12 protein-coding genes are annotated in these 12,885 nt (G+C 64.0%); 5 read left to right on the forward strand and 7 right to left on the reverse strand.

The window, feature by feature from the left end:
- Nucleotides 1–8: 8 nt before the first annotated feature.
- The 6 genes from ACNFHO_RS04635 to ACNFHO_RS04660 all read right to left on the reverse strand — a co-directional run bounded on the left by ACNFHO_RS04635 (nucleotide 9) and on the right by ACNFHO_RS04660 (nucleotide 4,588).
- Nucleotides 9–803 (reverse strand): DUF4892 domain-containing protein, encoded by a 795-nt coding sequence (locus tag ACNFHO_RS04635; protein ID WP_063545571.1) that lies wholly within the window; start codon nucleotides 801–803, stop codon nucleotides 9–11.
- A 107-nt stretch (nucleotides 804–910) separates the two neighbouring features.
- Complete coding sequence (locus tag ACNFHO_RS04640) at nucleotides 911–1,765, reverse strand: alpha/beta fold hydrolase (protein WP_416765455.1); 855 nt, start codon at nucleotides 1,763–1,765, stop codon at nucleotides 911–913.
- Nucleotides 1,762–2,550, reverse strand: a complete 789-nt coding sequence (locus ACNFHO_RS04645) for an alpha/beta fold hydrolase (RefSeq protein ID WP_125929386.1) — start codon at nucleotides 2,548–2,550, stop codon at nucleotides 1,762–1,764. Before ACNFHO_RS04645 ends, ACNFHO_RS04640 begins: the two co-directional genes overlap by 4 nt.
- Nucleotides 2,551–2,722: 172 nt before the next feature.
- Nucleotides 2,723–3,181, reverse strand: coding sequence for a phosphohistidine phosphatase SixA (gene sixA, locus ACNFHO_RS04650; RefSeq protein WP_416765457.1), 459 nt, complete (start codon nucleotides 3,179–3,181; stop codon nucleotides 2,723–2,725).
- On the reverse strand, nucleotides 3,178–3,525 hold the full coding sequence (locus ACNFHO_RS04655) for a DUF4389 domain-containing protein (RefSeq protein WP_065861945.1): 348 nt from the start codon (nucleotides 3,523–3,525) through the stop codon (nucleotides 3,178–3,180). The genes sixA and ACNFHO_RS04655 overlap by 4 nt, the downstream gene beginning before the upstream one ends.
- Before the next feature lie 37 nt (nucleotides 3,526–3,562).
- Nucleotides 3,563–4,588, reverse strand: a complete 1,026-nt coding sequence (locus ACNFHO_RS04660) for an NAD(P)H-dependent glycerol-3-phosphate dehydrogenase (RefSeq protein ID WP_112898747.1) — start codon at nucleotides 4,586–4,588, stop codon at nucleotides 3,563–3,565.
- Between the two features lie 238 nt (nucleotides 4,589–4,826).
- On the opposite strand from ACNFHO_RS04660, the gene ACNFHO_RS04665 reads away from it, so the two are divergent.
- The 5 genes from ACNFHO_RS04665 to fabB all read left to right on the forward strand — a co-directional run bounded on the left by ACNFHO_RS04665 (nucleotide 4,827) and on the right by fabB (nucleotide 11,702).
- The gene (locus tag ACNFHO_RS04665; RefSeq protein WP_153774979.1) at nucleotides 4,827–6,938 is read left to right on the forward strand and encodes a TonB-dependent receptor plug domain-containing protein; all 2,112 of its coding nucleotides are present in this window, start codon (nucleotides 4,827–4,829) and stop codon (nucleotides 6,936–6,938) included.
- Nucleotides 6,938–7,828, forward strand: coding sequence for an ABC transporter substrate-binding protein (locus ACNFHO_RS04670; RefSeq protein WP_416765459.1), 891 nt, complete (start codon nucleotides 6,938–6,940; stop codon nucleotides 7,826–7,828). Before ACNFHO_RS04665 ends, ACNFHO_RS04670 begins: the two co-directional genes overlap by 1 nt.
- Nucleotides 7,825–9,741 carry a response regulator gene (locus ACNFHO_RS04675; RefSeq protein WP_416765461.1) on the forward strand — a complete coding sequence of 639 codons (1,917 nt, stop codon included), beginning with the start codon at nucleotides 7,825–7,827 and terminating at the stop codon, nucleotides 9,739–9,741. The genes ACNFHO_RS04670 and ACNFHO_RS04675 overlap by 4 nt, the downstream gene beginning before the upstream one ends.
- 213 nt (nucleotides 9,742–9,954) lie before the next feature.
- A complete protein-coding gene (gene fabA / locus ACNFHO_RS04680; protein WP_054894238.1) occupies nucleotides 9,955–10,470 on the forward strand; it encodes a 3-hydroxyacyl-[acyl-carrier-protein] dehydratase FabA in 516 nt (171 codons plus the stop codon).
- An 11-nt stretch (nucleotides 10,471–10,481) separates the two neighbouring features.
- A complete protein-coding gene (gene fabB, locus ACNFHO_RS04685) occupies nucleotides 10,482–11,702 on the forward strand; it encodes a beta-ketoacyl-ACP synthase I (RefSeq protein WP_054894239.1) in 1,221 nt (406 codons plus the stop codon).
- A 78-nt stretch (nucleotides 11,703–11,780) separates the two neighbouring features.
- Here fabB and ACNFHO_RS04690 read toward each other — a convergent pair whose 3' ends face one another.
- On the reverse strand, nucleotides 11,781–12,785 hold the full coding sequence (locus tag ACNFHO_RS04690) for an amidohydrolase family protein (RefSeq protein ID WP_416765464.1): 1,005 nt from the start codon (nucleotides 12,783–12,785) through the stop codon (nucleotides 11,781–11,783).
- Nucleotides 12,786–12,885 lie beyond the last annotated feature (100 nt).

A 12,885-nucleotide genomic window follows, 5' to 3' on the forward strand; every position in this document is an offset into this window, starting at 1 on the left:
GCCCTCGTTCAACGAATCAGTTCCAGATGCAGGCCATCGGTAGGCGCCGTACCCACTTCGAGACGGGCACTGCGTACACCGGCCTTGACCAGTTGCTCGCGCCAGGCTTCGGCCGCCTGGCCGCTGAGGCTGGCACGCAGGGTGCTGTCCAGGTTCAGGCTGCGGGCCAGCAGCGAAACCCACGCAGGCTGTGGTGCGCTCAGGTCAGGGTAGTCGAGCTTGCCGGTATCGCGCATCTCACGCAGCACCGTGGCGGGTGTCGGCAGCACTTCGCCCAGCGGGCTGTCAGCGACGAATTCCTCGACATGCAGGTAGGCGCGGCGATTGCCGCGAGTGACGCTGTACAGGGCGACCAGCGTGTCGGCCTCTTCGGCCGAGCGGCGCAAAAGAATGAAGGCCTGCTGCTCGTCGCCACCATTGAGACGGGCGTTGTTGAACACATCGTTGGCCCAGATGCTGGCCTCGCCGCAGTCACGGCCCTGGCACCAGAACAGCGGATAGCCACCGTCGCGCTGCAGCGCCTCACGTGCGCTGGTAAAGGCCTCGCGGGCAGTGCGCTCCACCGGCAGTTCGTAGGTGACCGAGCTGACCTGGCCACGGCTCTCGACCTTGCCCTCGACGCGCAGGCGACCGCTGATCTTGCGTACCGGGCCCATGGGGTAGACCCTCTCCCCCTCCACGACCGGACGCTGGTCGACCACCTTGGCATCGGCCGGCACCGGCAGGCTCCCGGCCCACAGCAGCGGGCTGGCGAGTGTGAGGCAGGCGGCGATGGCACTGCGAACGAGGAACGGCGCGCTCATCGGCCGTCCTTGCGGCGTCGGGCGCCGTGGCGAAGATCGTGAATGTCTGGCATGTATGGTTGTCTCCCTGTTCAACCCGCCAAGCCTCGACACTTGTCCAGTGCAAGTCAAGCAAAGCCAAAGAAGCGATTGAAACAGTCTGCGACAAGGGCCGCGCCCTGCGCATCGTTCAAGTGCAGATGATGACCACCGGGCAAGGCCACCTGCTCGAAGGGTAGCTGCTCCAGCAGAGTTGTGTGGCGCGCCAGCATGCCGTCCTCGGCGATCACCAGGCAGGTCGGGCAGTTCACCCGGCGCACAAAGGCCATGGCTTGCGCCTCGTTCAGGCGCACGGGCGACGGCAAGGTCAGGCGACTGTCGCTGCGCCAACTGTAACCGCCAGGCACCGGCATGAGCCCACGCTGGGCGAGCAGCTCGGCAGCTTCGCGGCTGACTGCGACCATGCCCTTCATCCGCGCCTGCACGCCCTCTTCCAGGCTCGGGTACACCGACTTGCGCTTGCCTTCCAGGCGCAGTTGCGCCTGCAGTGCCATACCCAGGCGCTCGGCGGCATCCTGCTCGGCGACCGTAGGCGGGATGACGCCATCGATCAACGCCAGATGGCTGATCCGTTCAGGCAGCGCGCCCGCCAGCTGCACCGAGATGATCGCCCCCAGCGAATGCCCGAGCAGGCCAAAGCGCTCCCAGCCCAGTTGCTCGGCTACCCGCAGCACGTCATGGGCATAATCGGCCAGGTTGTAGCTCGCCCCGGCCGGACGATGCTGTGAATAGCCGTGCCCGGCCAGGTCGAGCGCGACAATGCGCAGGCCTTTCAGGCGCGGGGCCAGATGGGCGAAGCTGTTGGCGTTGTCGAGCCAGCCGTGCAGAGCGATCACCGGCAGGCCGTCGGCAGGACCGAACAGGTGTGCGGCCAGTTCGATATGCCCCAGGCTCAGGCGAATCTCCTCGACCTGCGCACTCATGCCTGGCTCCAGCGATCGAACAGGCCCTTGATCAGGCTGGCAGTATCGGTGGGCCGCTCCAGTGGAAACATGTGCCCGCCCGGAACGCTGTGATACTCCCCCTGCGGCATCGCACGTACCGCCATGGCGTGGTGCTTGCGGATCACCCGACTGCGATCGCCACGCACCATGGCCAGTGGCACCTGCAGTTGACGCGCAGGGGCCGGGCTGACATGGGGAATGCTGCGGTAGATGCGCATCTCGGTGCTGGGGTCGAAGCGCAGACGCACGCCCTCCTCCACCGTTTGCAACCCGTGCTCGAGATAGGCTTCGAGGCAATCGGGATCGAACTGGCGGAACAGCGTCTTGCTGGCGAAATAACTGCGCGCGCTGTCGCGATCAGGAAACGCCTCGCGCCGTCCTTCGGTTCGCCCGGCTGGCGTGATGCGATCGATGAAACCGAAGCGCTTGGCGGTGCGGATCAGCCACTGGTCGGCGCGGGTCAGCACCGGCGAATCGAGCATCACCACACCGCGGTAGAGCTCGGGTCGGCGCAGGGCGGCGTGCAGGTGCAGCACACCACCGAGGGAATGACCGACACCCCAGACCGGTGCCGCCTGCTGCGCCAGATGGTGCAGCAGTTCGTCGACCAGGTTCTGCCAGTTGTCATCCACTGGAAAGCGCGGGTCGTGGGCATGCTGCTCCAGGTGACAGACCTGGTAGTCCGGGGCCAGGGCCGCGAACAGCTTGCCGTAGGTGGCTGAGGGGAAACCGTTGGCATGGGCGAAGAAGATCTGCTGCGACATGACCGCCTGGTCCGACTGGAGAGTGATAGCCCATTGTCAGCAACCTGCCGGTTGGCGGCAACGTTCTGAAAGGTCATCGGCAAGGGCTATCAGGTCATGGAGGGCCGTCGAGGCGAAACAACGCATGCGGCCGGCGGTGCTCGGCGACGTGCGTGCAGATGCGTGCCTGGTATCAGGCCGAGGCGTGAAGCCCACGCAGCGTAAGCAAACCCGCCAGCGGCCAATCCCCTTCCAGCTCGGCCAGGCTCGCAGTGCTCATCGGCGCTGGCTGCTGCAGATGCCCATGCTCCAGCATTCCCACCAACGCCCCCACCAGCGGCTGGTGACTGACCAGCAGCACATGTTCCAGCCCCAGACGCTCGATTTCGCCGATCACCTGCCGGACGTCACTCTCAGGGGTCAACCACGGCACGGTGCGCACCGGTTCGGCGAAACCAAGGGTGTCGTGCACGAGGGCGGCGGTCTGCTGCGCGCGCACATAAGGGCTGGCGACGATCGCCTGCAGTGGCTGGCCAAGCAGCCGTGCGGCGCTGTGCAGCACCTGCTCACGACCATTGGCGGTCAGGCGGCGTTCAGCGTCGGTGTTGGCCCGTGGCTCTGCCTCGCCATGGCGCAGGATCCACAGCTTCACAGTTTTGGCTCCTCATCACGCACCGGGTGCGGCGCCGGAGCCACTGCGTGGGGCGCTTCGCCCTCAGGCGCACGGGCCGTCGGCCAGTCGGCGAACGGCCAGGGTTTCTGGTCGGTGTGGAAGGTGCCGAAGCGACCGATCTGCGCCAGATACTGGCTGAGGCTGTCGCCGAAGTTCATCAGGCTGGCACTCGGCGCGCCATACACCAGGCGGTAGATCAGTTGCACCAGCACCAGCCCGCCAAGCAGCAGCTCGGCCAGTTGCCAGACCACCAGGAACACCAGCATCCACAGCACCCGCAGGATGATCGACTCGCGCTGGGCGCGCTCGGGCGTATCGTTCATGTGTCGCTCCTTGCTCTGATTTGGAGCCGCTGACGGCTCAGTTGAAACCGCTGGTGGAAATGAAATCGACGTCGGTCTTGGGCTCGGCACGCATCAGGTGCTCGATCACCTGGGCCAGGGTTCGCCCCTCGAACAGAATCGCGTGCAGCCCGGCCACCAGCGGCATGTAGACCTGCACTTCCTGAGCCTTGGCCTTGAGCACTTTCAAGGTATTCACCCCTTCGGCCACTTCGCCCAGGCGGCTGACTGCCTCTTCCAGGCTCAACCCCTGCCCCAGGGCATGTCCGACCTGGTAATTGCGGCTCTTGGGCGAGGAGCAGGTGACGATCAGGTCACCCACCCCTGCCAGCCCCAGGAAGGTCATGGGGTTGGCGCCCTGGCTCACGGCGAAGCGGGTCATTTCGGCCAGCGCCCGGGTGATCAGCATGCTCTTGGTGTTCTCGCCCATCTCCAGCGCCACGGCCATGCCGGCGATGATCGCGTAGACGTTCTTCAGCGCGCCCCCAAGCTCCACACCGAAGCGGTCGGCGCTGGCATAGACGCGGAAGGTGCGCCCGTGCAGGACATCCTGCACGCGCTGGCACAGCGCCTCGTCCTCACTGGCAACCACAGTGGCGGTCAAGGCATGCTCGGCGATCTCACGGGCCAGGTTCGGCCCGGACAGCACGCCGATACGCGCCTGGGGGGCGATCTCTTCGAGAATCTGGCTCATCAGCTTGAAGGTCTGCGCCTCGATGCCCTTGGTCAGGCTGACCAGGCACTTGCCGCGCAGCAGCTCGGCATGTGGCGCGAGTACGCTGCGCAAGGCGCTCGACGGCAGCGCGACGAACACCAGGTCGCTCGATTGCAGGGTCGCCAGCAGGTCATTGACCGGCTCGACGCCGTCATGCAGGCGAATGCCTTTGAGGTAACGAGGATTCTCGCGGTTGGCGCGCATGGCCTCGGCCTGCTCCGGGTCGCGCATCCATTGACGCACCGGATTGCCGTTTTCCGCCAGCAGGTTCGCCACGGCGGTACCGAAGCTCCCGCCTCCCAGAACTGCAACAGGTTGCTGTTCAGTCATATTCAATCCGTTAAAGCCATTAAGTTGAGTGGCGACGCGGGCATTATACGGCTCGTCTGCTACAGAACCAGTGTCAGCACCGGCCTCTTCACAGGCAAAGCCGCCGGCACGGCGCGCGGACGCATGCCACGCCAGAGGGCATTTATCCGAAAGAGGATGGCAAATCCAGCGCAGATCACTGGAAAAACCCCCACGGTCGGTTACCATGCCTGGTTTATCCCGCACACAAGGCCGTCACGTGTTCCCAGGCACGCCTCCTGCCCCTCGCCTGCTGTTGCTGACCGCCCTGCTCGGGGGTTCGGCCATGGCCGATGACCTGTTCATCGACAACCAGGACCTGCCGCAGGTTCTGACCGCCACACGCCTGAAACAATCCCCGGCGGCAGTGCCCGGCAGCATGACCGTGCTCGACAGCGAACTGATCCGCGCCAGCGGTGCACGAGACATCCCCGAGCTCTTGCGCCTGGTGCCCGGCATGATGATCGGCTACGGCGCCGGTAACCAGCCGACCGTCAACTACCATGGCAGCAACGTCAACGACGCCCGGCGCATGCAGGTGCTGATCGACGGCCGTTCGGTGTACCGCGCAGGCCTCGCCACCGTGGACTGGAGCGACATCCCGCTGGCGATCGAGGATATCGAACGCATCGAAGTGTTCCGCGGCCCCAATACCGTCAGCTATGGCGCCAACGCTCTGATGGCCGTGGTCAACATCCTCACCCGCAGCCCCGCCGACAGCCACGGCACGCGACTGAAGATCACCCAGGGCCAGGATGGCATCAACGATTTCTATGCCAGCCAGGGCTTTGGCTGGGAAGGCGGCGATCTGCGCCTGTCGATGTCCGGCATGCAGGACGATGGCTTCGACAAGAACCAGTACGGCCAGGACTACCGCGACAGCCGCCGGCTGACCCGCTTCAACCTCAGCGCCAGCCACACCCTGGCGCCCGACCAGACCCTCGAATGGCAACTGGCGGCCAAGGAAGGCAGCAACCAACGCCCCTATACCTATACCCCGGTGTTCCCCTTCATCACCGGGCGTGGCGACAACGCCGACCTCAACGCCAAGGATTACGCGGGCTCGGTGCGCTGGAACATCGACTTCAGCCCCGAGCACAGCCTGTACGTACAGGGCTCGGCGCAGCAGTTCGACCGCCAGCAGGTATGGCGTGCCTGCGATGCGACGCTGGCCTTCAGCCCCGAGTTGACCCGGCTGTGGCAACTCAATCCAGACTACGCCGAACAAGTGGCGCGCAACGCCAACAACCCGCCCAACAACAACGACCCGGTATTGCAGAGCCTGCGCAACCAGATCAAGAGCCAGTGGGACAACGGCGGTAACCGTGAAGTCTGCGGTGATGTCGACCAGAGCACCCGCGAAACCCGCTACGACCTGGAAATCCAGGATACCCTGAGCCTCACCGACACCCTGCGCCTGCTCAGCGGCTTCAACTACCGCTATGACCGTGCCGACTCGCAGACCTACTTCAACGGCAGCCTCGACGACCGCACCTGGCGCTTGTTCGGACAGCTCGAATGGCGCGCCGACGAACACTGGATCCTCCAGGGCGGGGCCATGTTCGAGGACAGCGAGTTGTCCGGCAGCTCGCTGACTCCGCGCGTCGCGGTCAACTACCTGATCACCCCGCGCCACGGCCTGCGTGCGGTGTACTCCGAGGCCGTGCGTTCGCCGGACATGTTCGAGAACAACGTCAACTGGAGCTACACGGTCAAGAACCTCACGCCCAACGCGCTGGGTTTGCAGAACGGTGAATACTTCGTCAAGACCCGTGGCCCGGGCAACCTCGACCAGGAGCGCATGCGCTCGCGCGAGCTGGGCTACAACGGCTACTTCGCGGACATCGACCTGAGCCTGGACGTCAAGCTGTTCTACGACGAAATCACCGGGATGATCAGCGAGCCACTGAAGAACAACCAGTACATCGCCAGCAATGCCAACAAGTCCCGCTTCAGCGGCACCGAGACACAACTGGACTGGCGCCTGAGCATGCGCGACCGTCTGCGCCTGACCTATGCCTACGTCGACGCCTGGGCCAGCAACCCCGACGACCGCCGCCTCAGCGCACGCAACAGCGGCTCGGCCGGCTGGATGCGCGACTGGGGCCAGGGATGGTCGAGTGCCCTCTTCTATTATGGTGACGACGCCCTCAACCAATACCGCTACGAGCGTATAGACCTGCGCGTGGCCAAGCGCCTGCGGGTGTATGGCAGCTCGCTGGAGCTCGCCGCGCTGTGGCAGCAGCGGCTGGACGACCAGCCCACCACCATCGAGCAGAACCGCTACGACAGCCGCCATCGCCTGAGTTTCAGCGCGGAGCTGGAGTTCTGATGCTGCGCTTGCTGCGCCTGTTGCTGCTATGCCTGTGGCCGATGGGCGCGCTTTCGGCCAGCGAAATCCTGCTGGTGGGCGGCGAAGACCAGCCCGGTGTGCGCAGCTTCGTCACCGCACTGGAGGCACGCCGCCCTCACGACCACGTGCGCTTCCAGACCGTGGCGCAACTGCCCCGCCCAGCGTTGCTCAAACCCGAGACCCGCTTGATCCTGCTGGACAACGCCGCACTCGACTGGCGCATGGGCGAAACCGCAGGTCCGGCGGCGCTGGCCCTGCGGGTCAGCCGCGTGCAGGCCGAACAGCGCCTGGGAAAGTCGCGGCCCTCCTACCTGAGCCTGCTGTGGAGCGACCCGCCACTGCCACGACAACTGCGCCTGACCCGCTACCTGCTACCGCAAGCGCGACGCATTGGCGTACTGTACGGCCCCGGCAGCCGCTTTCTGATCGATGAGCTGCGCCAGGCTGCGCGTGGCCTGGGTCTGGAGATCGTCGCCCAGGACTGGGCCGACCTGCGTGACAGCCGCCCGTTGCAGCACCTGCTGGGCAACAGCGACGTTCTGTTGGGAATCGACGATCCCGAGTTGTACAACTCCAAGACCGCCAAGAACGTCCTGCTCAGCAGCTATGGCCGACAGATGGCGCTGATCGGCCCCAACGCCGGCTTCGTTCGCGCTGGCGCCCTGGCGAGCACCTACAGCGACCAGGACGACTGGCTGGCGGTACTCGACGACTTGCTCGACCAGCCGCCGGCACACTGGCCCCGTAGCCTCTACCCCGAACACTACGGGGTCAGCGGCAACCAGCAGGTCGCCCGCGCCCTGGGCCTGGAACCCATCGATCCGAACGCCGCCGCCCTGGCCCTGGCCGAAGGAGAACCCACCCCATGACCAAGCGCCTGAGCTGGGACATCCACACACGCACCCAGATCATCAGCCTGGGGCCCGCGCTGCTGCTGACCCTGCTGTTGATCAGCTTCTTTACCTTCGTGCGTATCCAGGACTTGCGGCAGGAGCTCAACCACACCGGTCAACTGATCGCCAACCAACTGGCGCCAGCCTCCGAATACGGGGTGATCTCAGGCAACAACGAGGTGCTCGAAAGCTTGATGCGGGCGACCCTGAGCATCCCTCACGTGCGTTTTCTCGAGGTGCAGGACAGCCGAAACCACATCCTGGTCTACGTCGAGCAGTCGGGTGAAAGCGTCAGCCGCGCCCAGCGCGTCGAGGTGTTCCAGGCGCCCATTCGCCTGCAACAGATCCGCCTGGACAACGACTTCCTGCAGGAAGGCAAGACGCCCCCCAGCATTGGCGACGATTACCTGGGGCGAGTGATCGTCGGCATGTCCGACGACGCCTTCAGCGAACGCCAGCAGGAGATCGTGATCAAGGCCGGCATTCTCGCGCTGTTCGCCTTGCTGTTCACCTTTCTTCTCGCCCGGCGCCTGGCCAGGAGCCTGTCTAAGCCGATCAGTGACATGGGGCATGCGGTCGAGGCCATCCAGCAGGGAGAGTTCAACGCCCCGCTACCGGTGGTCGACGATAGCGAACTGGGCCACCTGGCACGCCACATCAACAACCTTGCCAGCGCCCTGGACCAGGCCAGCCACGAGCAGAACCAGGCCATTGCCCAGTTGACCCAGGCGCGCGAGGAAGCCGAGCAGGCCAACCGCGCCAAGTCCGACTTCCTGGCGATGATGAGCCACGAGCTGCGGACCCCGATGAACGGCGTACTCGGCATGCTGCAGTTGCTGGAAACTACCCCGCTGACCGGTGAGCAAGCCGAATACACGGCCGTGGCCAGCGAGTCTACCGGCCACCTGCTCAAGGTGATCAACGACATCCTCGACTTCTCGCGCATCGAACGCACCAGCCTGGAACTGGAGCACATCGATTTCAACCTTGGCGAGCTGATTGCCAGCAGCGTGCAATCGTTCCAGCACAGCGCCCAACAGCGCAACCTGGCCCTGCGCCTGCACCTGCCGCCGGGCATGGACCGCCTGCAAGTGATCGGCGATCCGACACGCATCCGCCAGATCCTGTTGAACCTGGTCGGCAATGCGTTGAAGTTCACCGAGCGCGGCGAAGTGGAGATCGAGGCCCGCTGGCAAATGCTCGACCGTCAGTTGCTCTGGCTGACCTGCGCGGTCCGCGATACCGGCATCGGCATCGACAGCGATCGCCTGGAAACGATGTTCGTCGCCTTCCAGCAAGCCGACAGTTCTATTTCAAGGCGTTACGGCGGCACCGGCTTGGGCCTGTCCATCGCCCGTACCCTGGCCGAGCGCATGGGCGGCAAGTTGCGCGGCGAAAGCCGCGAGGGCATGGGTTCGACCTTCACCCTGGAAGTCCCTTTGATGCTGTCGAGCAAGCCTGCAGCGCGCCTGCTCGGGCACGAGCATGACGCACTGCTGGGTGGCGACGGCCAGCGCGTCCTGCTGGTGGAAGACAATCCGGTCAACCAGAGCGTCATCGAAGCCATGCTGCGCAGCCTGGGCTTCGAGGTCAGCGTGGCACTGGACGGCGCGCAAGCGGTGGAAATGGCGGGCCAGCAAAGTTTTGCGGCGATCCTGATGGACTGTCGCCTGCCCCAAATGGACGGCTACGAAGCCACACGCCGCATCCGCCAGCACGGCGCGCAACTGCCGATCATCGCCTTGACCGCCAATGCCCTGCAGGGCGATCGTGAACGCTGCCTGGCTGCAGGAATGAACGATTACCTGAGCAAACCGTTCAAACGTACCGATCTGCAACGCATTCTGCAGCGCTGGTTGCCCGGCCGGACAGCCGCGACTGGCGATTAATGATAAAGTGCGGCAGTCTTAAAGACTGGACAGGGCCGTCGTTGGCCCTGAAAATAAAACTTTCAGTGCACACCTGTACTTCTTTTGCCAGGTGCGCTGTGACTTTCACCACAACGCAATAGTCTACCTGTAGGCTGCCGCCCGGACTCTCTAGGATTTCGGGTCGGCCGGGAAGATTCATCCCCTGCCACAGGGGGTTATTGAGGAGCTCGCATGACCAAACAACACGCCTTTACTCGGGAAGACCTGCTGCGCTGCAGTCGCGGTGAGCTGTTCGGCCCCGGTAATGCGCAACTGCCCGCCCCGAACATGCTGATGGTAGACCGCATCACCCACATCAGTGAGGAAGGCGGCAAGTTCGGCAAAGGTGAATTGGTCGCCGAGCTGGATATCACTCCAGACCTGTGGTTCTTCGCCTGCCACTTCGAAGGCGATCCGGTGATGCCGGGCTGCCTGGGCCTCGACGCCATGTGGCAGCTGGTTGGCTTTTTCCTCGGCTGGCAGGGCCTGCCGGGCCGCGGTCGCGCACTGGGTTCGGGCGAAGTGAAGTTCTTCGGCCAGGTGCTGCCTACCGCCAAGAAAGTCACCTACAACATCCATATCAAGCGCGTCCTGAAAGGTAAGCTGAACATGGCCATCGCCGATGGCTCGGTCAGCGTCGACGGTCGCGAGATCTACACCGCCGAAGGCCTGCGGGTCGGCGTGTTCACCTCCACTGACAATTTCTAAGGGTTATTCGCATGCGCCGCGTCGTTATCACTGGTCTGGGCATCGTTTCGTGCCTGGGCAATGACAAAGCTACCGTCACCGAAAACCTGCGCAACAGCCGTCCGGGTATCCGTTACAACCCGGAATACAAGGAAATGGGGCTGCGTAGCCAGGTTTCCGGCTCTATCGACCTGAACCTTGAAGAGCTGATCGACCGCAAGGTCTATCGCTTCGTTGGTCACGCCGCCGCCTACGCCTACCTGGCGATGCAGGACGCGATCAAGGACGCAGGCCTGACCGAAGAGCAGGTGTCGAGCCCACGCACCGGCCTGGTTGCAGGTTCCGGCGGCGCTTCGACCCTGAACCAGATGGAAGCACTGGACACCCTGCGCGAGAAAGGCGTCAAGCGTGTCGGCCCGTACCGTGTCACCCGTACCATGGGCAGCACCGTATCGGCGTGCCTGGCTACCCCGTTCAAGATCAAGGGCATCAACTACTCGATCTCGTCGGCCTGTGCCACCTCCGCACACTGCATCGGCACCGCGCTGGAGCAGATCCAGTGGGGCAAACAAGACATCGTCTTCGCCGGCGGCGGTGAAGAAGAGCACTGGAGCCAGTCGTTCCTGTTCGATGCCATGGGCGCCCTGTCGACCAAGCGCAACGAAACCCCTGAGCTGGCCTCGCGCGCCTACGACGCTGACCGTGATGGCTTTGTCATCGCTGGCGGTGGCGGCATGGTGGTGGTCGAGGAGCTGGAACACGCCCTGGCCCGTGGCGCCAAGATCTACGCGGAAATCGTCGGCTACGGCGCGACTTCCGATGGTTACGACATGGTTGCCCCAAGTGGCGAAGGCGCGATCCGCTGCATGCAGCAGGCGCTGTCCACCGTCGACACCCCGATCGACTACCTGAACACCCACGGCACCTCGACGCCGGTCGGCGACGTCGCTGAAATGAAAGGCGTGCGCGAAGTGTTCGGCGACAAGGCACCCAAGATCAGCTCGACCAAGAGCCTGTCCGGCCACTCGCTGGGCGCCGCTGGCGTGCACGAGGCGATCTACTGCTTGCTGATGATGGAAAACAACTTCATCGCCGGCTCCGCCAACATCGACGAACTGGACCCAGAGGTCGCCGACCTGCCGGTACTGCGTCAAACCGAAGAAAACGCCAAGATCGACACGGTCATGAGCAACAGCTTCGGCTTCGGCGGCACCAACGCCACCCTGGTACTCAAGCGCTGGACTGGCAAGTAAGACGCTGCTGCGACAACGAAAACGCCCCGACTGGTTCGGGGCGTTTTCATTTGTGTTGCCTTAGAAGGGGTCGGCAGTTCAACGCTGCCTGGGCAGCACCGCAAGGAAATTATCCCTCGCCACCTTGCGCGCCACGGCCTCAGGCAACGCATCCAGAAATGGCTCGAATCCGTGCATCTGCTCACCGACGCTGCCGAACTTGCCCACCACATCCGAACCCAGCATGAATCGATCGGGGAAACGCTCGACCAGCGCCAGCCACGCCTTGCGGGGCTGGCCCTGCTCATCCAGCAGATAGGGCTTCAGTACACTCCACGACAGGTCGATGTACAGATTCGGATAAGCCTCGAGCATGCGCGCAAGCGTTGGCAGGATGAAGTCCATCTGCGTCTGGTGACGATGGATCTCCATACTGGTACCGGCATGGGCCCAGATGAAACGCGTATGTGGGTGATTGCGCAGCGGCTCCTCGATCTCCGCCAGGTACAACGGGTTACGCTCACGCTTGGAGGTGATGTTCGAATGCACCAGCACCGGCAAGTCACGCTCGGCTGCCAGGTGATAGATGCGGGTCATCGCTTCGTTGTTGGCTCTCGGCGTGTCACCGCTGGTCAGTGCAGTGAGGTCATCATGCCGGGTGAACACCTCTCCGATGCCCTGCCAGAACCCCGGGTACAATTCGAGCATGCGCTCGATGTGGCTGACCGCGTTCTTGTCCACCGGGTTGAAACCCGACAGGAATGGATGAAAGCGTTTCTGTTGCTCGGCCGGCAACTTCTGCACCGCTGCCACTACATGGATATCGGTAGCACTGAACCAGTAGGCATCAGCGTCGTCACCCGCGTAATAGCGTGGGCGCTTGGGTTCATCCTCATGCCATTTCTTCGCCACCGGGATACCGGAAATCATCGCGTGTTCGACGCCGGCCTCGTCCATGGCTTTCAGCAGTGCAGGCATGCCTTCGGTTTCCTGGAAGAAGTCGACGTAATGCAGATGGGCGTCACTGTAGCGATAGTCGCGCGCTTGCGCCGCCTGGCACAGGCACCCGGATAACACAATGCAGGCCAGCACTCTGGCAATCATGGAGCAGCTTCCTTGTTCCAGTCAGGAACAGGGTAGACCCGCGCGCCTGCAAGACGGTTCAGCACGCCGCCGCGACCCGCTATGCTAGGCGCACCCCCTG

Source organism: Pseudomonas sp. NY15374 (assembly GCF_048068255.1).
GTDB lineage: Bacteria > Pseudomonadota > Gammaproteobacteria > Pseudomonadales > Pseudomonadaceae > Aquipseudomonas > Aquipseudomonas machongensis.

What these genes read in the sequence shown, in the direction of transcription:
- ACNFHO_RS04655 (WP_065861945.1), bottom strand. Translation starts at nt 3,525, where the DNA reads ATGAACGATACGCCCGAGCGCGCCCAGCGCGAGTCGATCATCCTGCGG.
- ACNFHO_RS04690 (WP_416765464.1), bottom strand. Translation starts at nt 12,785, where the DNA reads ATGATTGCCAGAGTGCTGGCCTGCATTGTGTTATCCGGGTGCCTGTGC.
- ACNFHO_RS04670 (WP_416765459.1), top strand. Translation starts at nt 6,938, where the DNA reads ATGCTGCGCTTGCTGCGCCTGTTGCTGCTATGCCTGTGGCCGATGGGC.
- fabB (WP_054894239.1), top strand. Translation starts at nt 10,482, where the DNA reads ATGCGCCGCGTCGTTATCACTGGTCTGGGCATCGTTTCGTGCCTGGGC.
- ACNFHO_RS04640 (WP_416765455.1), bottom strand. Translation starts at nt 1,765, where the DNA reads ATGAGTGCGCAGGTCGAGGAGATTCGCCTGAGCCTGGGGCATATCGAA.
- ACNFHO_RS04675 (WP_416765461.1), top strand. Translation starts at nt 7,825, where the DNA reads ATGACCAAGCGCCTGAGCTGGGACATCCACACACGCACCCAGATCATC.
- ACNFHO_RS04645 (WP_125929386.1), bottom strand. Translation starts at nt 2,550, where the DNA reads ATGTCGCAGCAGATCTTCTTCGCCCATGCCAACGGTTTCCCCTCAGCC.
- fabA (WP_054894238.1), top strand. Translation starts at nt 9,955, where the DNA reads ATGACCAAACAACACGCCTTTACTCGGGAAGACCTGCTGCGCTGCAGT.
- ACNFHO_RS04660 (WP_112898747.1), bottom strand. Translation starts at nt 4,588, where the DNA reads ATGACTGAACAGCAACCTGTTGCAGTTCTGGGAGGCGGGAGCTTCGGT.
- ACNFHO_RS04635 (WP_063545571.1), bottom strand. Translation starts at nt 803, where the DNA reads ATGAGCGCGCCGTTCCTCGTTCGCAGTGCCATCGCCGCCTGCCTCACA.